This window comes from Thermoanaerobacterium thermosaccharolyticum DSM 571 (genome assembly GCF_000145615.1).
Taxonomy (GTDB): Bacteria; Bacillota; Thermoanaerobacteria; order Thermoanaerobacterales; family Thermoanaerobacteraceae; genus Thermoanaerobacterium; species Thermoanaerobacterium thermosaccharolyticum.
Map to the genome: position 1 here is coordinate 1,274,040 of NC_014410.1, position 19,502 is coordinate 1,293,541.

General features: G+C 31.6%; 21 protein-coding genes and 1 pseudogene. 20 read left to right on the plus strand and 2 right to left on the minus strand.

Features of this window, described 5'->3' with window-relative positions; translation table 11 throughout:
• Positions 1-160: 160 nt before the first annotated feature.
• From trxA to nifS, 5 genes are all read left to right on the plus strand, one after another.
• The gene (gene trxA, locus TTHE_RS06215; RefSeq protein ID WP_013297733.1) at positions 161-481 is read left to right on the plus strand and encodes a thioredoxin; all 321 of its coding nucleotides are present in this window, start codon (positions 161-163) and stop codon (positions 479-481) included.
• A gap of 155 nt (positions 482-636) precedes the next feature.
• A complete protein-coding gene (uppS, locus tag TTHE_RS06220) occupies positions 637-1,305 on the plus strand; it encodes a polyprenyl diphosphate synthase (RefSeq protein WP_231292738.1) in 669 nt (222 codons plus the stop codon).
• A gap of 149 nt (positions 1,306-1,454) precedes the next feature.
• The gene (locus tag TTHE_RS06225) at positions 1,455-2,789 is read left to right on the plus strand and encodes a replication-associated recombination protein A (protein WP_013297735.1); all 1,335 of its coding nucleotides are present in this window, start codon (positions 1,455-1,457) and stop codon (positions 2,787-2,789) included.
• Between the two features lie 129 nt (positions 2,790-2,918).
• On the plus strand, positions 2,919-3,368 hold the full coding sequence (locus tag TTHE_RS06230) for an RrF2 family transcriptional regulator (protein WP_013297736.1): 450 nt from the start codon (positions 2,919-2,921) through the stop codon (positions 3,366-3,368).
• Positions 3,369-3,377: 9 nt separating this feature from the next.
• The gene (gene nifS, locus TTHE_RS06235) at positions 3,378-4,559 is read left to right on the plus strand and encodes a cysteine desulfurase NifS (protein WP_013297737.1); all 1,182 of its coding nucleotides are present in this window, start codon (positions 3,378-3,380) and stop codon (positions 4,557-4,559) included.
• A gap of 14 nt (positions 4,560-4,573) precedes the next feature.
• On the opposite strand, the gene TTHE_RS06240 is transcribed toward nifS, so the two are convergent.
• A complete protein-coding gene (locus TTHE_RS06240) occupies positions 4,574-5,368 on the minus strand; it encodes a tetratricopeptide repeat protein (RefSeq protein WP_013297738.1) in 795 nt (264 codons plus the stop codon).
• Positions 5,369-5,692: 324 nt separating this feature from the next.
• A pseudogene (locus tag TTHE_RS14825) lies at positions 5,693-5,761 on the minus strand (hypothetical protein); the annotation flags it as partial.
• 64 nt (positions 5,762-5,825) lie between these two features.
• Between TTHE_RS14825 and TTHE_RS06245 the strand changes: the two are divergent.
• The 15 genes from TTHE_RS06245 (at position 5,826) to TTHE_RS06310 (ending at position 19,472) form a co-directional block, all read left to right on the plus strand.
• The gene (locus tag TTHE_RS06245) at positions 5,826-6,182 is read left to right on the plus strand and encodes an ABC transporter transmembrane domain-containing protein (RefSeq protein WP_041587439.1); all 357 of its coding nucleotides are present in this window, start codon (positions 5,826-5,828) and stop codon (positions 6,180-6,182) included.
• A 40-nt stretch (positions 6,183-6,222) separates the two neighbouring features.
• On the plus strand, positions 6,223-7,509 hold the full coding sequence (locus tag TTHE_RS06250) for an MFS transporter (RefSeq protein ID WP_013297739.1): 1,287 nt from the start codon (positions 6,223-6,225) through the stop codon (positions 7,507-7,509).
• 303 nt (positions 7,510-7,812) lie between these two features.
• A complete protein-coding gene (locus TTHE_RS06255) occupies positions 7,813-8,328 on the plus strand; it encodes a PRC-barrel domain-containing protein (RefSeq protein WP_013297740.1) in 516 nt (171 codons plus the stop codon).
• Positions 8,329-8,344: 16 nt separating this feature from the next.
• Positions 8,345-8,491 (plus strand): hypothetical protein, encoded by a 147-nt coding sequence (locus TTHE_RS14375; protein WP_013297741.1) that lies wholly within the window; start codon positions 8,345-8,347, stop codon positions 8,489-8,491.
• A 36-nt stretch (positions 8,492-8,527) separates the two neighbouring features.
• The gene (locus TTHE_RS06260) at positions 8,528-9,559 is read left to right on the plus strand and encodes an AI-2E family transporter (RefSeq protein ID WP_013297742.1); all 1,032 of its coding nucleotides are present in this window, start codon (positions 8,528-8,530) and stop codon (positions 9,557-9,559) included.
• Between the two features lie 107 nt (positions 9,560-9,666).
• Positions 9,667-12,306 (plus strand): alanine--tRNA ligase, encoded by a 2,640-nt coding sequence (alaS, locus tag TTHE_RS06265; protein WP_013297743.1) that lies wholly within the window; start codon positions 9,667-9,669, stop codon positions 12,304-12,306.
• 107 nt (positions 12,307-12,413) lie between these two features.
• Positions 12,414-12,641, plus strand: a complete 228-nt coding sequence (locus TTHE_RS06270) for an IreB family regulatory phosphoprotein (protein WP_423250150.1) — start codon at positions 12,414-12,416, stop codon at positions 12,639-12,641.
• Between the two features lie 56 nt (positions 12,642-12,697).
• Positions 12,698-13,120, plus strand: coding sequence for a Holliday junction resolvase RuvX (gene ruvX, locus TTHE_RS06275; protein WP_013297745.1), 423 nt, complete (start codon positions 12,698-12,700; stop codon positions 13,118-13,120).
• 64 nt (positions 13,121-13,184) lie between these two features.
• A complete protein-coding gene (locus TTHE_RS06280) occupies positions 13,185-13,493 on the plus strand; it encodes a DUF1292 domain-containing protein (RefSeq protein ID WP_013297746.1) in 309 nt (102 codons plus the stop codon).
• A 378-nt stretch (positions 13,494-13,871) separates the two neighbouring features.
• Positions 13,872-14,312 (plus strand): Fur family transcriptional regulator, encoded by a 441-nt coding sequence (locus tag TTHE_RS06285; RefSeq protein WP_013297747.1) that lies wholly within the window; start codon positions 13,872-13,874, stop codon positions 14,310-14,312.
• 150 nt (positions 14,313-14,462) lie between these two features.
• Positions 14,463-16,133 (plus strand): ribonuclease J, encoded by a 1,671-nt coding sequence (locus tag TTHE_RS06290; RefSeq protein WP_013297748.1) that lies wholly within the window; start codon positions 14,463-14,465, stop codon positions 16,131-16,133.
• Positions 16,134-16,145: 12 nt separating this feature from the next.
• On the plus strand, positions 16,146-16,475 hold the full coding sequence (locus TTHE_RS06295; protein WP_013297749.1) for a YlbF family regulator: 330 nt from the start codon (positions 16,146-16,148) through the stop codon (positions 16,473-16,475).
• Positions 16,476-16,578: 103 nt separating this feature from the next.
• Positions 16,579-17,604, plus strand: coding sequence for an endolytic transglycosylase MltG (mltG, locus tag TTHE_RS06300; RefSeq protein WP_013297750.1), 1,026 nt, complete (start codon positions 16,579-16,581; stop codon positions 17,602-17,604).
• A gap of 22 nt (positions 17,605-17,626) precedes the next feature.
• Positions 17,627-18,268 (plus strand): O-methyltransferase, encoded by a 642-nt coding sequence (locus TTHE_RS06305; RefSeq protein ID WP_013297751.1) that lies wholly within the window; start codon positions 17,627-17,629, stop codon positions 18,266-18,268.
• Positions 18,261-19,472: a peptidase U32 family protein gene (locus TTHE_RS06310; RefSeq protein WP_013297752.1), complete on the plus strand. Its 1,212-nt coding sequence runs from the start codon at positions 18,261-18,263 to the stop codon at positions 19,470-19,472. Before TTHE_RS06305 ends, TTHE_RS06310 begins: the two co-directional genes overlap by 8 nt.
• Positions 19,473-19,502: the final 30 nt, after the last annotated feature.

Here is a 19,502-nt window from a genome sequence, read left to right on the forward strand (position 1 = left end):
AATTTTATTAAGATAGTAGTATTTTTCAAATAGTAGATTACAGTATATCATTACTATTGACATCTATTTCATTTAAAGGTATAAAATATTATAGCAATAGGATAATATATACGAATAAAAACCTGCTGTTAAAAAAATATAAATATTAGGAGGTAGGAAAATGGCAGAGGTAACAATAACAAAAAATAATTTTCAAGAAGAAGTTGTCAATTCTAATATACCAGTTTTAGTAGATTTTTGGGCAGAGTGGTGTGGTCCATGCAGAATGGTATCGCCTATAATTGAGGAACTTGCCAATGATTATGAAGGAAAAGTTAAAGTCGGGAAAATCAATGTAGATGATGAAAATGAACTTGCAGTGCAATTTAAGATAATGAGCATTCCGACTATTGCACTTTTTAAAGATGGGAAAATGGTTGATAAAATTGTAGGTGCGAGACCAAAGTCTGATTTTGAAGATTTTATAAACAGAAACATATAATTTAATAAAAAATAGAATTATAAATGTATGTAGAGATTGAAGACTGTTATTGCAAATATGCATAACAGTTTTTTTATTTTAAGTTTTAATATTTTCTGATAATAATAACTTTGTATAATTAATCATTAAATGGAAAAAATGTATTTATAATAACAATGAAAGGGAGGACAAAATTGTATCGCATTCCAAATCACATCGGAATTATTCCTGACGGAAATAGACGATGGGCACAAAATAAAAATATGCCGAAAGAAGCAGGCTATTCATATGGATTGGAACCTGGAATTGCACTTTACAGGTTATGCCGTGAGCTTGGTGTTAAAGAATTAACATTTTATGGCTTTACACAAGATAACACAAAACGCCCTTCTGTTCAGACAGAGGCATTTAAAAAAGCCTGTATTGACGCTGTTAAAATGCTAGAAAAAGAAGATGCAGATCTTTTAGTCATAGGGAACTATAATTCTCCTATGTTTCCAAAAGAATTGCTGCCATATTTAAGCCGTAAGACAATCGGTGAGGGGAAAATGAAAGTCAATTTTCTTGTTAATTATGGATGGCAGTGGGACTTGAATAGTGCATTAAAAGCTTTAAGCAATGGAGAAAAAAGAGATATACTAGATTTAATTTCATCAAAAGATATTTCACGAATAGATTTGATTATAAGATGGGGCGGTAGGAGAAGGTTAAGCGGCTTTTTGCCTGTCCAATCAATATATTCTGACTTTTATGTTATTGATGATTACTGGCCGGATTTTAAGCCTCAGCATCTTTATGAAGCGCTTGAATGGTATTCTAAGCAAGATATAACATTGGGAGGGTAAATGTCATCATTTTTGATGGCATTTTTTAATACTTAATAACAAGAAATAAAATTGTTTTTGTGAATCTTCACTTATATAGTATAATAGTGCTGAAATGTATAAACGATAGCTTAAAATCTTCTATAAGATGTATGAAAAAGGTGAAAATTATGGATATGTTTCAGTTTGCTCATAATAATTTTAAACATAGTAATGCACCGTTGGCAGATCGGATGAGGCCAACTACTCTTGATGAGTTTGTTGGTCAAAAGCATATATTAGGGCATGACAAGCTTCTATATAGAGCTATAAAAGCGGATAGAGTCAGATCGTTAATATTTTATGGACCTCCTGGTACAGGTAAGACAACGCTTGCAAATATAATAGCTAATACGACGAAATCTAGTTTTGAAAAATTAAATGCTGTAACATCAGGAGTTACAGATATAAAGAAAATAGTAAATGAGTCAAAAGATAGATTGTCTATGTATGGAAAGAGAACTATATTATTCATTGATGAGATACACCGCTTTAATAAGTCACAGCAGGATGCACTGCTTCCGTATGTTGAAGATGGAACAATAATTTTGATTGGTGCCACAACTGAAAATCCATATTTTGAGGTTATCCGTCCTTTAGTATCTAGATCAATGATATTCGAACTTTATCCTCTTAGCAATGAAGATATAAAAGAAATAGTTTTACGAGCTTTAAATGATGAAAAGCGTGGACTTGGAAATGAAAAGATTAAGATTACGGATGATGCGTTAAATCATATAATTACATATTCTGATGGTGATGCAAGGGCTGCACTTAACGCAATAGAGCTAGCATTTTTAACTACAGAGAGAGATGAAAATGGAGTAATTAACATAGACATTGAAATTGCTCAGGAATGCATTCAAAAAAAGGTTTTAAAGTATGACAAAGATGGTGACAATCATTACGATTCTATTTCCGCTTTTATCAAAAGTATGAGGGGGTCTGATCCTGATGCTGCATTGTACTGGCTTGCTAAGATGATATACGCCGGAGAAGATCCGTTGTTTATCGCAAGGAGAATAGTTATTTGTGCAGCAGAGGATGTGGGAAATGCTGATCCAAATGCACTTAATATAGCGGTATCTGCCATGCAAGCAGTAAATCAGATCGGGATGCCTGAGGGCAGAATAATACTGGCACAAGCTGCAATTTATGTTGCCTGTGCACCTAAAAGCAATTCATCTATAATTGGCATAGATAGTGCGCTTGATGACATTAAAAATCTAAAAACTGGCGCTGTTCCAAAGCACCTTCAGGATGCTCATTATAAAGGTGCAAAAAATTTAAAACGTGGTGTTGGGTATAAGTATGCACATGATTTTAAAAATCATTATGTGAAACAACAATACCTACCGGAAGAATTAATAGGGAAAAAATATTACAATCCATCTACAATGGGTTATGAAAAGAAAATATCTGAATGGCTTAGATTCCTAAGAGAGAGCAGTGATGCGGAAGGATAATTATTATTTTTAGGGATATAATAAAATTTGACTTTTATATGTTATATAAATTGTTGACAAAACTATATTATAATGTTATCTTATTTTATAGAAATCCGAGCAAAATAGTCGGTATTAAGGAGGGTCTATATGAAACTGTCAACAAAAGGGAGATATGGAGTTCAAGCTATGTTTGAGCTTGCTTTGTATTATGGTGAGGGTCCGATATCATTAAAGGTTATAGCAGAAAATGAAGGCTTATCAGAACATTATTTAGAACAGCTTATTGCTGTTTTGAGAAAAGCTGATTTGGTAAAAAGTATACGTGGAGCACAAGGCGGGTATATGTTATCAGCTCCGCCTGATAAGATTACTGTAGGTGACGTTATTAGAACTTTGGAAGGATCACTTGCTCCTTCAGATTGTGTTGTAGAAGATATGCCATTTGAGTGTAGCAGATCAGGTGGGTGCCCTACAAAATTAGTTATGGAAAAAATTAGAGATGCTATAAATAAAGTAATTGATTCAATAACGCTACAAGATATGGTTGATGACTACAAAAAAATGATACAGAAAAATTCTTATATGTATTATATATAGGAGGTTTTTATGAATAGGATTTATCTCGACAATGCAGCTACTACACCAATAAGATCGGAAGTTTTAAATTCGATGATGCCATTTTTTGATAATCGTTTTGGCAATCCGTCAGCACTTTACTCTTATGGACAAGAAGCTAAAAAGGCCATTGAAGAAGCTAGAGATAAAGTGGCAGCTGCGATTGGGGCTAGCGAAGATGAAATTTTTTTCACTAGCGGAGGTACAGAGTCAGATAACTGGGCTTTAAAAGGCGCTGCGTATGCCTTAAAAGACAAAGGCAATCATATAATAACATCCAGCGTAGAACACCATGCAATACTGCATACTTGCCAATACCTTGAAAATCAAGGATTTGAAATAACTTATTTGCCTGTAGATGAGTATGGATTAGTAGATCCAAATGAATTAAAAAGAGCAATAAAAGATAATACAATACTTGTATCGATAATGTATGCAAACAATGAAATAGGTACAATAGAACCAATAGAAGAACTTGTCAAAGTGGCACATGAGAAAGGCGTATTATTTCACACAGATGCAGTACAAGCAGTTGGCAATGTGCCTGTCGATGTAAAAAAATTGAATGTGGATATGTTGTCAATGTCAGCCCATAAAATATACGGGCCTAAAGGAGTTGGAGCACTTTACATTAGAAAAGGCTTAAGAATTGATACACTTTTACAAGGTGGTGCACAGGAGAGAAACAGAAGAGCAGGGACAGAAAATGTGGCTGGAGTTGTAGGATTTGGCACGGCGATAGAACTTATCACTCAAAACATCGATGAGCACATAAAGAAACTGACAATGCTTAGAGACAAGCTTATTGACGGGATACTCAAAATACCATATACTCGCTTAAATGGACATCCAATAAAGAGACTTCCTGGGAACGTCAATGTTTCTTTTGAATTTGTTGATGGCGAATCGCTTATACTAAGCCTTGACATGGAAGGAATCTGCGTATCCAGCGGTTCTGCATGTACCGCAGGAAGCATTGATCCATCCCACGTGCTATTAGCGATTGGCCTGCCAGAAGAAATAGCCCATGGTTCATTGAGACTTACCATAGGAGAAGAAAATACGGAAGAAGAAATCGACACGGTAATAAACAAACTGCCTAAAATAGTAGATAGATTGAGGCAGATGTCTCCACTTTTTGAAAGGATTAAAAAGGAGAAAAAGCTTGTATAGCTGTGTGTGATGGTTCAACAATGAATCATCACAATGTTTTTTCTCCCATTCTTATTCATGATTTCATTTTGCTTTGCTTTATAAGAAATGTCTTTTGTCATGTTATATAAATCATCATAAAGCAGCAATAAATCGCGATAATAGTATTGTGTTAAAAAATACTTCTCACATTTTTTAAATAAACCATAAGCACCATTAAAGTCATTATGCAAATATTTTATATGGCCTATCATAAATTCATAATTGTGTTCGCTCATTTCAGAGAGTTGATGGGCTTCTATCTCATTTGAAATCTCCATTACTTTGTTGTAATTGCCGATGTTAAAATATAATATCATTTCCTGAATGAAAAAGCTTAAGTATAGCTTATTATATTTTTTGTATTTATTTTTACATCTATTGACTATTTCTAAGGCCTTGTCTAAATTACCACTGTACCGTAAGGAATTTATATAATTCAGATGACATCTTCCAGCATAATATTCGTCTTCAAAATAGTTAAACAACAATATGGCTTTTTTTATATATTTAATAGATTTCTCATAATCACCTATATTATAACAAGCTATGTTTAAAGACATATAAATGTGCGGCATTGCTCTTACATATATAAAATTATCATGGGTATTAATAAAACCTTCCAGCAAGTTTATAACCTTTTGAAATTGATTAGTATTAAGATATAGATAAGCAAGATTATTATGTATAATAAAGCAGATAGAATGGTTTAAAGAATCAAGTTCGTATAAATATTTTTTAGCGAGTTCTAAATAGTATATTCCTTTTTCATAATTATGATTTTTAAGCATTATTTTAAATAGTATATTTAAAGCCTGACAAAAATTATCTATATTTAGCTTTTGAATATCTTCCTTTGATTTAAGAAATAAATTAACATATTTTTTTAGATATTTTAACGCATCATTATATAGCCCTATATTAAAAAAAGACGCGCCAGCATAACAATATTTGTTTAAATCTTGTGCTTTTAAAAATTCATCATAATTGTACTCAATTAATTTTACTATTTCATAATAATTCTGGCTATTAAATAAATCGCCGATGATAGAAGATGAATTATCAGCATATTCTATTAATTTGTCGTATTTAACGTCGCTAATAAAATAACTTAGAGGTACTTCAAGCCTTTCAGATATGCGAATAAGTTGTTCTAAAGAAGGTAAAGCTTTATTATTCTCAATCCTGCTTAAAACAACTTTTTAAAAGTTTATTTGTTATATTGTAAGAAAGGAAAGACATGTTATTATGAAGAAAGACGATTTTAAGTACATATATAATATCATAAAGCCATTTATAGCTAAAGAGATTATTGGATTTTTAGTGATCATAATATCGACTGTTTTATCTCTGGCTAAACCATTTGTAATAGAATTAATCATTGATAATTCTATAGCACAAAAGAATGTGCAGAATTTTATTATATTTAATCTGGTATTTTTTACAATATTTATTTTAGTAACATTATTAGGAATAATCCAAAATTATATTTTTACATTTATTGGGCAGAAGTTGTTGTATAATTTGAGGATGAAATTGTATGAAAAGAACACTGTTACAACTAATAAGAAAAATGTAGGCTTTAAAGGTATCTTTGACTTTTAAGATGCGTCAATTGATATAAATACTTACTGGAGGTAAATAGATGAATCTCTCTATCTTTAGAAAAAAGAATTTTTTATTTCTTATTACCGGAAAATTTGTATCTCTTATTGGAAGTGAAATGCAAAATTTTGCATTGTCGTTGTACGTTTTAAAAATTACGGGCTCTGCAACAAAATTTGCATCAGTATTGGCTATTACTTTAGTACCTCAAATAGTATTTGGCAATATTGCAGGTGTCATTGCCGACTGGTTTGATAAAAAGAGATTACTTATGATGTTAGATTTACTAAGCGCAGCAATTGTTGCAATTTATGCTGTCATTTTCAAAATAAATGGCGTTTTAACATTAACTCAAATTTATATTTTATCAGTTTTACTTTCTACTATTTCCTCAATGTTTAATCCCACAATAACAGCAGTTATACCTTCCATTGCAGAAGATTATGAATTAGCGGATGCTAATGGTATTAACACGATGTTTATGAATATAGCAAATTTGATTTCACCTGTTATAGCTGGTATTTTATTAGAAGTTTTTAATATATTCATAATATTGACAATTAATGCTATAAGTTTTCTTCTTTCATTTATGTGTGAGTCTATGTTAGAAATACAGAAAACAAATGATAAACCAGAAAAAATAAACCTAAATTCGTTTTTAAATGACTTCTTAACGGGTATTGATTTTATTAAAAGTAAAAGGCTAATTTTGAATATATTAATTATAGGTATAATTATTAACTTCACATCAAATCCTATATTATCTGTAGGGTTGACATATATATCGAAACAAATATTAAAAATTACAGATTATCAATATGGAATTTTGCAATCTACATTTGCCATTTCTATGATCGCATCACCATTCATATCTAGTATAATTACAAAAAAATATAAATTAGGTAAAATATTATTCTTAGATATATTTTCGGTTTCTATATTATATTTTTTATTGTCATTTACAATTTCTCCTATCTATTTGCAGGGCTTTTCTTACATTCTTAAACCATACATAAGTTTAATGATAATAATATTTTTTGTCGGATTAATTACATCCATCGGGAATATAGCTTTGACTACTATGTTGCAAATAGAAATACCTTTAAAGTTAATGGGGAGAGTAATAGCGACGATAAGTACTTGCTTAATGGTAGTGACTCCATTAGGACAAATGATATTTGGAATTTTATTTGACAAAATTCCCAGTTGGATAAATATCATTATATGTGCCTCTATAAATTTTGTTGTAATATTGTTTTTTAAAAATTATTTATTATATGGTGAGCAAGAACACTTTGTAACTACAAATGATGGAATAGAACAATAAATTTTGTTTTTTGATTTACATAAATCATAAAAACGATAAAAGTGAAATTAAAATCTTTCCGAATATGACAAACCAATAAGGAGGTATTAGTATAGCCTTTTATGAGGGAGCTGTAAGACTGTTATTTGAATTAATTTTGTTTTTTGCAATAAATAAGATACGCAAATACGAATATTCTGGTTAAATTGGTGGCGGATGTATTGTTTATCAAATAGTACCCAAAAATACACTTTATAAAGTGTATTTTTTTATCTTTATAGGGCAAAATTAATACAAGAAAGAAATTTGAAGGGGGGTATTATTGTGATTTTTGTAAAAGATATTATAGGTATGCCAATAATATCCTCAAAAGATAATAAGATAATAGGTTCTACCAAAAATGTGCTATATGGCGACTTAAAAGACAAAATAATAGGTGTACTCATAGAAGAAGGTGGAATACTAAAATCGCCAAAGATGGTCGAAAATAAAAATATAATAAGTATAAATAAACAGGTATATATAGATAATAAAGACGCTATAAAAGATTTAGATGTGAAATCTATAAATGATGTAGAAAATGGCAACAACGACATAATAAATAAGGATGTTTACGATAATAAGGGCAACTATTGGGGAAAGATATATGACTTGATATTAGATGAAAAAAAGCGAATAATACTTTATGCTGAGATTAGCAAGGGATTTTCATCTGACCTATTTAAAGGGCTAAAAATTGTCAGCATAGAATGTATTGAAAAATTTGGTGGAAAAATAATCATCAAAGATGGAGCAACTTTTTTTACGAGAGGTGGACTTAATAATCTGATTAAAGTTTAGAAATAGGAGGGTTAAAATGGAAGACAAGGGCAAATATATAAAGGGCTTTTTAGCTGGTGCCGCGTTGACAGCTTTTATTATACCGAAAATCAATTCGAAAAAGGCAATGCAAATGATTCAGACGGGTTTATCCATGATTGCTCATAAAGCAAATAAAATGTAAAGGGCTTTTAGCCCTTTTATTTAAAGGTGTTTTATTATGAGAATAAACAAAAAATATATTACATATATCATAGCAATGATTATTGTAATTCTTTTTTTGTATTTTGTATTTAGAAATATAGATAAAATCAAAGAAATATTGTTCCCAATTTTTATTTCTATTTTGATTGCATACCTTGTGAATCCATTTGTATCATTTTTTGAAGATAAAGGCATAAAAAGGGTTCAATCGATAATAATTGTATATTTTTTGTTGTTATGCATTATGGCATTAACTGTGTTATTTATATTTCCAATAATAACAAATGAAATGTCAAGTCTTTTTAAAATGCTTCCCGGATATATTGATGATCTAACATATAAAATTAATGATATCAAAAATAATTATTTAGCATATCTGCCAAAAGAATTTAGCACTGTATTGGTAAAACGTACTAGTATGCTCAATAAAGAAATTGCATCTATGATAGACGCATCAATACAAAGTATTATTTCACTGACGGGTCATATATTAAATTTGATATTAACACCTATCATTACATTTTATCTATTAAAAGATAAGGATATATTAAAAAGTGAGATAAAAGAGATAATTCCTGAGAATATGAGAGGAAGATTTTCAAAGATATTAAAAGATTTAGACAGTGTTATGAGTAAATACATAAGAGGGCAAATATACATTTCCATTATTGTAACTGTTCTTACATCAATAGGACTTATGATAATAAAAGTAAAATATTCAGTGTTGATAGGTATTTTAGCTGGAATTTTAAATATAATACCATATTTTGGACCAATACTGGGATCTATTCCTGCTATTGTTATGGGACTTATAGACTCTTTATACAAAGGCATTTGGGCTTTTGTGATATTTTTTCTAGTACAGCAAATAGAAAGTGCATTTTTTGCACCCAAAATCATGAGTGATAGCGTAGATCTGCATCCTATAACGGTAATAATTGCGCTTTTAGTTGGAGAACAATTTTTTGGGATATGGGGGATGCTTTTGTCTGTTCCTGTTGTAGCTATGGTTAAAGTTATGTTAAAAGATGTTTTTATTGAGGTATAATAGCAATTGTTGACTTTAATTAGGCTTTCTTGTAAAATATACATAAAAAGAGAAGGTATTTGCCGTCCCTTGCAGGACGTTTTTTTGTAAACTTAAGGAGGATATATATGGAAAAGCTCGGAATGAATGAGATAAGGGAGAAGTATCTAAGTTTTTTTGAAAGTAAAGGGCATTTAAGATTGCCAAGTTTTTCACTTGTGCCAAAAAATGACAAAAGTTTATTACTGATTAACGCGGGAATGGCACCTTTAAAACCATATTTTACAGGGAAGGAAATTCCACCAAGAAAAAGAGTTACTACATGCCAAAAATGCATTAGAACTCCTGATATAGAAAGAGTTGGAAAGACGGCGAGGCATGGGACTTTTTTTGAAATGTTGGGCAATTTTTCTTTTGGCGATTATTTTAAGAAAGAAGCAATACCATGGGCATGGGAGTTTGTAACGAAGGTCTTAGAATTGCCGGAAGATAGACTATGGGTAACCATATATGAAAACGATGATGAGGCTTACGATATATGGAATAAAGTTGTAGGGCTTCCACCTGAGAGAATCGTAAGAATGGGTAAAGAAGATAATTTTTGGGAAATTGGCACAGGCCCGTGTGGACCGTGCTCTGAAATATATTTTGACAGAGGTGAAGAAAAAGGTTGCGGGAAGCCAACTTGCGGCGTTGGCTGTGATTGCGACAGATTTATAGAATTTTGGAACCTTGTATTTACTCAGTTTGACAAAGATTCAGAAGGCAATTACAACTCATTGCCAAAACCCAATATAGATACAGGCATGGGGCTTGAGAGAATGGCTACAATTATGCAAGGCGTTGATAGCATTTTTGATGTTGACGTTATACGTGGAATTACTGATTATGTTGGCGAGATGGCCGGTGTTAAGTACGGAGATGACAAGAAAAACGATGTATCTTTGAGGGTTATAACTGACCATATCAGAGGGGTTACTTTCATGATTTCTGATGGAATTTTGCCGTCAAATGAAGGCAGAGGGTATGTTTTAAGAAGGATATTGAGAAGAGCTGCAAGATATGGAAAATTATTGGGACTTGATAAGCCATTCTTACATAATGTTGTAGATGTTGTTGTAGAGCATTATTCTGGAGCATATCCTGAACTTATAGAAAGGAAAGATTATATAAAGAAAGTAATAAAAAAAGAAGAAGAAAGGTTTAAAGAAACAATTGATCAAGGGTTAGGTATACTTGATGAGTATATAAACGATCTAAGGTCCGAAGGGAAAACTGTCCTTGAAGGAAATAAGGCATTTAAATTATATGATACTTACGGTTTTCCTATAGAACTTACAAAAGAAATACTTAATGAGTCAGGTATGACGGTAGATGAAGTTGAATACCAAAAAGAGTTGGAAAAACAGAGATTAAGGGCTAGAAGTAGCAGGAAAGAAGACAATGCTCTTTGGGAAAAAGATATTTATTCAACACTGAAAGATATAGAAACAAAATTTGTAGGCTATGACTCAGTAAAGTCAGATGCTAAAGTTTTGGCTATTATAAAGGATAATGAACTTGTTGATTCTGCTGAAGCTGGAGAAGAAGTAAATGTGATTTTGGATATGACGCCATTTTATGCTGAAAGCGGTGGGCAAGTTGGTGATAAAGGTGTTATAAAAAATGAAGATGTTTTTGTCAATATAAAAGATTGTAAAAAGGCTGGTGGGAACAAGTTTGTTCATATAGGTACTGTTGAAAGAGGTATTTTAAGCGTAGGTGACACGGTTGAAGCTTTGATAGACGAGAAGAATAGACTTAGTACAGCTAGAAATCACACTGCAACACATTTGCTTCATAGCGCACTAAGAAAGTTTATAGGCGATCATGTACATCAGGCGGGGTCATTGGTTACACCAGAAAGGCTTAGATTTGATTTTACACATTATCAAGCGCTTACAGATGAAGAAATTAAGACAATAGAAAACGAGGTTAATGAGAAAATATACGAAAACATTGATGTTTCTGTCGATATTATGTCTCACGATGAGGCATTGAAAAAAGGCGCTATGGCATTATTTCAGGAAAAATACGGTGATGTTGTCAGAGTCGTAAATGTATCTGATTATAGCAAAGAGCTATGCGGAGGAACTCATGTAGATAATACGGGAAATATAGGAGTGTTCAAAATTATTTCAGAAAGTGGTGTTGCTGCAGGTATCAGGAGGATAGAAGCTGTAACTGGAATAAATGCTGTAAAGTATATGAATGAAAAAGAGGAAATAATAGCTAATATTGGCCAAATCCTTAAAGTTAATGAGAAAGACATAGTAAATAGGGTAACTGGAATGAGTCAGACTATAAAAGATTATGAGAAACAGATAGAGCAGTTAAAGTCGAAAATTGTTTCATCTACGTCTGAGAGATTAATCAATTTAGCAGTGGACTTTAATGGGGTGAAATTTATTAGCGCTGTACTAAATGATTTTGATGTAGATGAACTGAAAATGATGGGCGATATACTTAAAGACAAATTAAAGAGTGCTGTTTTAGTATTTGCCACAATAAGAAATGGAAAAATTAACTTTGTAGGAATGGCTACAAAAGATGTAGTTAAATTTGGTATAAATGTGGGAACTATTATAAAGGAAGTATGCCAAATTGCCGGTGGAAAGGGCGGCGGAAGACCTGATATGGCACAAGGTGTCGGAAATAACCTAGATAAAGTAAATGATGCTTTAAATGCATCAAAAATGTTGGTTATGGAGAAGCTTCAAATAAAATAAAACTTGAGCTTGACTCATATTCATCATTTAATATATTATAGACGTATAATATATTAAGTGAAAATCCCATAGAGGTGATAAAAATGGCGAACCAAAATGATGAAACCATGAGATTTCATTTTGAAAATGAAGACAACAAAGCTAGAGATATATTAAAGTCGGTTTATGATGCTCTATCAGAAAAGGGATATAATCCTATAAATCAGATAGTAGGTTATATTCTATCAGGAGACCCTACATATATTACAAGCCATAAAAATGCCAGAAATCTCATAAGAAAGATTGAAAGAGACGAATTGGTGGAAGAACTAGTTAAAAACTATCTTGAAAAATAAAATTTAGCCTCACACTTTGGTGTGGGGCATATTGCATTTGATTGGGGAGAATAACATTGCGTACTATAGGTTTAGATGTTGGCGATAAGACGATTGGAGTTGCTATAAGCGATCCATCAGGTTTAATAGCACAGGGAATAAAAACAATAAAAAGGTCAAATCTAGATGATGATATACTAGAAATAAAAAGAATTGCCAATAGTTTTAAAGCTGAAGAAATTGTTGTAGGCTTTCCTAAAAATATGAATGGAACTATAGGTTCTCAAGGGCAGAAGGTTATTAATTTTGTAGAAGTTCTAAAAAAAGAGATAAATTTACCTATAATGCTATGGGATGAGAGATTAACGACAGTTGAGGCAAGTAGAATGCTTATTGAAGGTGCAGATATGAGAAGAGATAAAAGGAAGAAAGTTATAGACAAGTTGGCTGCAACAATTATTTTACAGGGATATCTTGATCACAAAAGGAAATCAATTTAACTTGACAGGAAATTTTTTGTATAATACAATGAGATTATCCGGATAGAAGAAATGAGGTGATTTTTTGGATAATGAACTTAATAACGACATTATTGAGCTTATTGACGAGGAAGGAAATGAAGTAGACTTTGAACTTATTTCATCTTTTGAACTTGATGATGCGAGATATGCTGTTGTAGCTCCGGTTGATAGCGACAGTGAGGATGCATATATTTTGAGAGTTGAACAAGATGAAAATGGTGAAGACATATTCGTTGGAATAGAAGACGAAGATGAGTTTAATGATGTAGTAGAAGCATATAATGAATTGATGGAAGAGTATGATTGTGATTGTTGCGATGATGACGGTGATCATGACCACGACAACGAATAGATATACCTATTTAGGTATATCTTTTTTAATATTATCGAAAAATTAAAATCTCTAATTATTACAAATATTACCTGGGAAATAACACCATTTCAAATCGCTAATTTCTCGTATATAACCATTTTATCATCATAAGTTAGTTTTTTTGTAAATATGTTAATTTTCAAAAAGAATAGTATTAAGCCAATAAATGCCTGCATTTTTCAAATAATTAAGTACTTATGAAATTTTGTTTAGTTTCAATTGAAAATATATCTTTTTTTGTGCTAATATGGGATTATATTCAACTAGAAGTTGATTTTATTTTTATAAAAATAGTTGACAATTGAGAATGTTAAGCATAAACTTTTATAAATAGATAAAATGTAAGGTGGTGAAAAAGTGAACGAAATTGATGATATAAAAGAAAGTTTAAAGCAAAAAGGATTTAAGTTAACGACCCAAAGACGTGCGATACTTGATGTTATTATAGAAAATCGTGAAAAACATTTGTCATCTGAGGAAATATATGAGCTAGTTAAAGAAAAATATCCCGAAATAGGTCTTGCTACAGTTTACAGGACATTGCAACTATTTGATGAACTCGGAGTAATTTATAAGTTAAATTTTGACGATGGAAGAAGTAGATATGAGCTTTATCATAATGAAGACCATCAACACCACCATTTAATTTGTTTAAAATGTGGAAGTGTGATAGAAATGGAAGGAGATTTATTAGAAAATTTAGAAGAAGCTATAGAGAATACAAAAAATTTTCAAATTGTCGATCATAATGTAAAATTTTTTGGATATTGCAGTAAATGTAAGCAAAATAAAAATTAGGCCTGTCGGATTGACAGGCTCAATTTTTTTATATCTACTTGAAGATGATCACCAAATAAAGTATAATACAATTAATTAGTGTGTTGTACGGGTAATGTTTGAATATCATTGGATAAAATATTATTAGCTACACTTTAGAAGAAGGGAGATATGTATTTGACAAATAAAACAAAATTAAAAATTATACCTTTGGGCGGATTGAACGAAATAGGGAAAAACATGACTGTGATTGAATACGGAAATGACATTATAGTCATTGACTGTGGTCTTGCTTTTCCTGATGATGAGATGCTGGGGATAGACCTTGTTATTCCGGATATTTCATATTTGTTAAAAAACAAAGAAAAAGTTAGAGCTATTGTTTTAACACACGGACATGAAGACCATATTGGTGCATTACCATACGTTTTAAGGCAGCTTAATGTGCCTGTATACGGAACACGTTTAACGCTGGGTCTGGTTGAATATAAATTAAAAGAAAATGGGCTTTTAAGAGATAGTAAGTTGGTAACGGTGAAGCCTCGTGAAACCGTAACATTTGGACAGCTTAAAGTAGAGTTTATAAGAACATCTCATAGCATAGCTGATTCGGCGGCACTTGCTATTCATACGCCTATTGGTACGGTATTCCATTCTGGTGATTTTAAAATAGATTTTACGCCGATAGGAGGAGAAGTAGCAGATTTTCACAGATTTGCTGAACTTGGAGAACAAGGCGTGCTTGTAATGATGTGCGATAGTACGAATATTGAAAGACCTGGTTATACAATGTCTGAGAAAACTGTCGGTGATACTTTTGACAATATCTTTAGAAGAGCGGAGCAGCGCATAATCGTTGCAACATTTGCATCAAATATTCATCGTGTTCAGCAAATAATTGATTCAGCCTATAAATATGGAAGGAAAGTTTCGATATCAGGACGAAGTATGATTAATGTCATCAATGTTGCTAATGAATTAGGGTACTTAAGCATACCGGAAGGCACTTTTATAGATATTGATGAAGCCAATAAACTTCCGTATAGCGAAGTAGTTATTATTACTACAGGCAGCCAAGGTGAACCTATGTCGGCACTAACAAGGATGGCATCGTCTGAACATAAAAAAGTTGAGATAGTACCAGGTGATACTGTGGTAATATCGGCATCTGCGATACCGGGTAATGAAAAGTTAATATCAAGGGTGATTAATCAGCTTTTTAAGAAAGGAGCTGAAGTAATATATGATGCATTAGCGGATGTACATGTTTCTGGCCATGCATGTCAAGAAGAGATTAAATTGCTCCACACACTAATAAAGCCACAATTTTTTATTCCCGTACACGGAGAATATAGACATTTAAAACAGCATGCTAGATTGGCAGAAGATCTTGGTATGGATCCTAAAAATATATTTATAGCCGATAACGGTACGGTTATAGAGTTTACGAAAAATTCTGGAAGAATTGCCGGTTCTGTTACAGCTGGTAAAGTGTTAGTAGATGGACTAGGTGTTGGTGATGTAGGTAATATCGTATTGAGGGATAGAAAACACCTTTCTCAAGACGGATTGCTGGTGGTTGTTGTAACAATCTCTAAGGAAAAAGGTTCCGTAATTGCTGGACCTGATATAATATCAAGGGGATTTGTATATGTCAGGGAGTCGGAAGATTTGATGGAAGAGGCTAAAAATTTAGTTAAAGGGACTCTTTCTCAATGTGAAAAAGATGATATAACAGAATGGTCATCTATAAAGACGATGATAAAAGAATGCTTAAGCAGCTTTTTATATGAAAAAACTAAGAGAAATCCAATGATATTGCCAATAATAATGGAAATATAGGAGGATTGAAATATGAATGTATATGATAAAGCATATGAATTAAAAAAAGCTATTGAAGAGCTGCCTGAATATAAAGCATTTAAAGAAGCATTTGAAAAAGTAGATTCTAATGAACAAAATAAAAAAATGCTGGAGGATTTTAGAAAGAAACAATTAGAAATTCAAACTAAAGAATTAACTGGAGAAGAAGTTACAAAAGAAGATGAAGAAAAGTTAAAGAAGCTTTATGAGATATTAAGTCTCAATCCTGAATTAAATGCTTACCTTTCCGCTGAGTATAGTTTTTCTCGTATAATGGATGATATTACAAAGATTATAATGGATGTTGTTAATTTGAAATAATAAGTAAAAACAAGTAAGAATAAAACCTTACTTGTTTTTATTTGTATATAATTATATAATCTTTGTATAAAGTGTCGATTTTTGTTTTTAAGGGGAGCAAAACATGATTAAAGTAGAAGGCAAAAGAAAAAAAGGACGAATAGCAATTATAATAATTTTCGTTTTCTTCGTGTTATCATCTGTACTCTATTATAAAAGTCTTTTTAAGCCTGTTGATAATAATTCAACACAGAAAGAGATTGTTATTCCATCAGGTTCTTCAACTGTTGAAATAGCAAAAATATTGCGCAGCAATAATCTCATAAGAAGTGAATGGTTCTTTATAATACGGGCACGTCTTTATGACAATGGTGTTCAAATGAAGGCTGGAAAATATCTTTTAAGTTCAAATATGACTACTGATGAAATAATAGAAAAGTTAAAAAACGGTAAATCAATAGTAGATACGATAAAATTCACCATACCTGAAGGGTTTACAGTAAGTGAAATCGCGGATCGCTTACAGCAAATGGGTATAGTTAATAAAAATGATTTTATAAATGAGGCTCAAAATGGAGTATTCAACTATGATTTTTTAAAAAATATTCCAAAAAATAGACCTGACCGCTTAGAAGGATATCTATTTCCAGATACTTATATAGTAAAAAAAGGGGTAAATGCACATGACATAATCAATCTCATGCTATCTAGATTTGACGAAATATATAAAACCTATATAAAAGGAAATGAAACAAATGTTGGTATGTCAACTGATAAGATAATTATAATAGCGTCGATGATTGAAAAAGAAGCCAAAATTGACAAAGATAGACCTTTAATTGCAGGAGTAATATACAATAGATTGAACAAAAATATGAAATTGCAGATTGATGCAACTGTTGAATATGCTTTAGGAAAGCATAAGGATAAACTATCACTTGATGATTTAAAAATTAATTCTCCATATAATACTTATATGAATTATGGACTTCCAATAGGTCCTATTAGCAATCCGGGATTAAAATCTATAGAAGCAGCATTAAATCCTGCAAAACACGACTATTACTACTATGTAGCTCAAAGTGATGGTTCTCACATATTTAGTAAGACATATATAGGTCAATTGGAAGCCGAAAAGAAAGTTAATTGAAGGTAAAGGGTGTTAATTATAGATGATAGATTCTGATATTAAATTTGTAAGGCAATTATTTGATGTAAAAAAAGGGTTACTTAAAGACATTGAAAATTACGCAAATGAGAAATTCATTCCTATCATAAAACCTGAAGTTGCTAGATTTTTAGAAACAATTGTAAAAATTAAACAACCCCAAAATATACTTGAGATAGGTACAGCGATTGGTTATTCATCTATCATTATGCTCAAAGCATATAAAAATGCTAAAGTCCTTACAATAGAAAAAGATATTGATATGGCTGAGATGGCCAAAATAAATTTCATCAAGGCATCTTTAATTGATAGAGTTGAGCTGGTAAAAGGTGACGCTTTAGAGGTTTTACCTTGTCTTAGCAATAAATATGATTTGATATTTATAGATGCATCGAAAGGGCATTATAAAGAATTTTTTGATGAATCTTTAAGAGTTTTGAATGATGATGGTATTTTGATATGCGATAATATCTTATATAAAGGATATGTTACTAATGAAGTACATGTAAAACACAAACGTAGAACGATTGTTTATAGGATGAGAGATTTTATTTCGTATGTTTTAGATAGAAAAGATATTACCACAACAATTATTCCTATAGGTGATGGATTGTCAATAAGTGTAAAGGAGGAAAAAAATGATTGAGCTTTTATCACCTGCAGGTGATATAGAAAGGGTTAAGATTGCAGTAAATTACGGTGCAGATGCTGTGTACTTTGGGGGAAATAATTATGGGCTTAGGGCTTCTGTCGGATTTAGCTTAGATGAAATCAAATACGCGGTGGAATATATAAAAAAATATGATAAGAAAGCATATTTAACTGTGAATATTTTCCCTCATAATGAAGATCTTGTGGAGTTGCCTGAATACATCTATGAAGTAAGCAAAACTGGTATAGATGCTGTAATAGTTTCGGATCTTGGGGTTTTTTCAGTAATAAAGGATGTTGCGCCAAAACTCGAGATTCATATAAGTACACAAGCAAATAATGTTAATTATAGAAGTGCAATTTTTTGGCATGACCTTGGTGCAAAGCGTATAGTTTTGGCAAGAGAGTTGTCATTAGAAGAGATAAAAGAAATCAGAGAAAAAACTCCTGATGATTTAGAATTGGAAGTTTTTATTCATGGAGCAATGTGTATTTCTTATTCGGGCAGATGTTTGCTTAGCAATTATTTAACTGGTCGAGATGCAAATAAAGGTGAATGTACACATCCTTGTAGGTGGAAATATTATCTTGTTGAAGAGAAAAGACCTGGTCAATATATGAGCATTGAAGAAGACGATAGAGGAACATATATAATGAATTCGAAAGATCTATGTATGATTAAATACATTCCAGATATTATAAAGGCGGGTGCAACTAGTCTTAAGATTGAAGGTAGAAACAAAAGCTCATATTACGTTGCTGTTGTTACAAAAGCATATAGAAAGGCTATAGATGATTACCTAGAATTTGGCGATAAATATGTTTTTGATGAAAGTCTTTTGGAAGAGTTAGGCAAGGTTAGCAATAGAGATTTTACGACTGGATTTTATTTTGGGAAGCCGGGAGCTGAGTCCCATAATTATGGCACATCGTCGTATATAAGAAATTACAATATTGTAGGAATGGTCCTCGATTATGACGAAGAAAATGGATTTGCAATAGTTGAGCAGAGAAATAGATTCTTTTTAGGTGATGAAGTTGAAATTATTGGCCCGCATGATATGTTTACTGAGGTTATCAATAGGATGTATGATGCAGATGGAAATGAAATAGATGTTGCACCACATCCACAAATGATAGTTAAAATACCATTTAAAAGGAAAGTTGAGAAATACTATATGATAAGGAAAAAAGCTTAATTTATGTATGTGAAACTCCTTTAAGGGAAT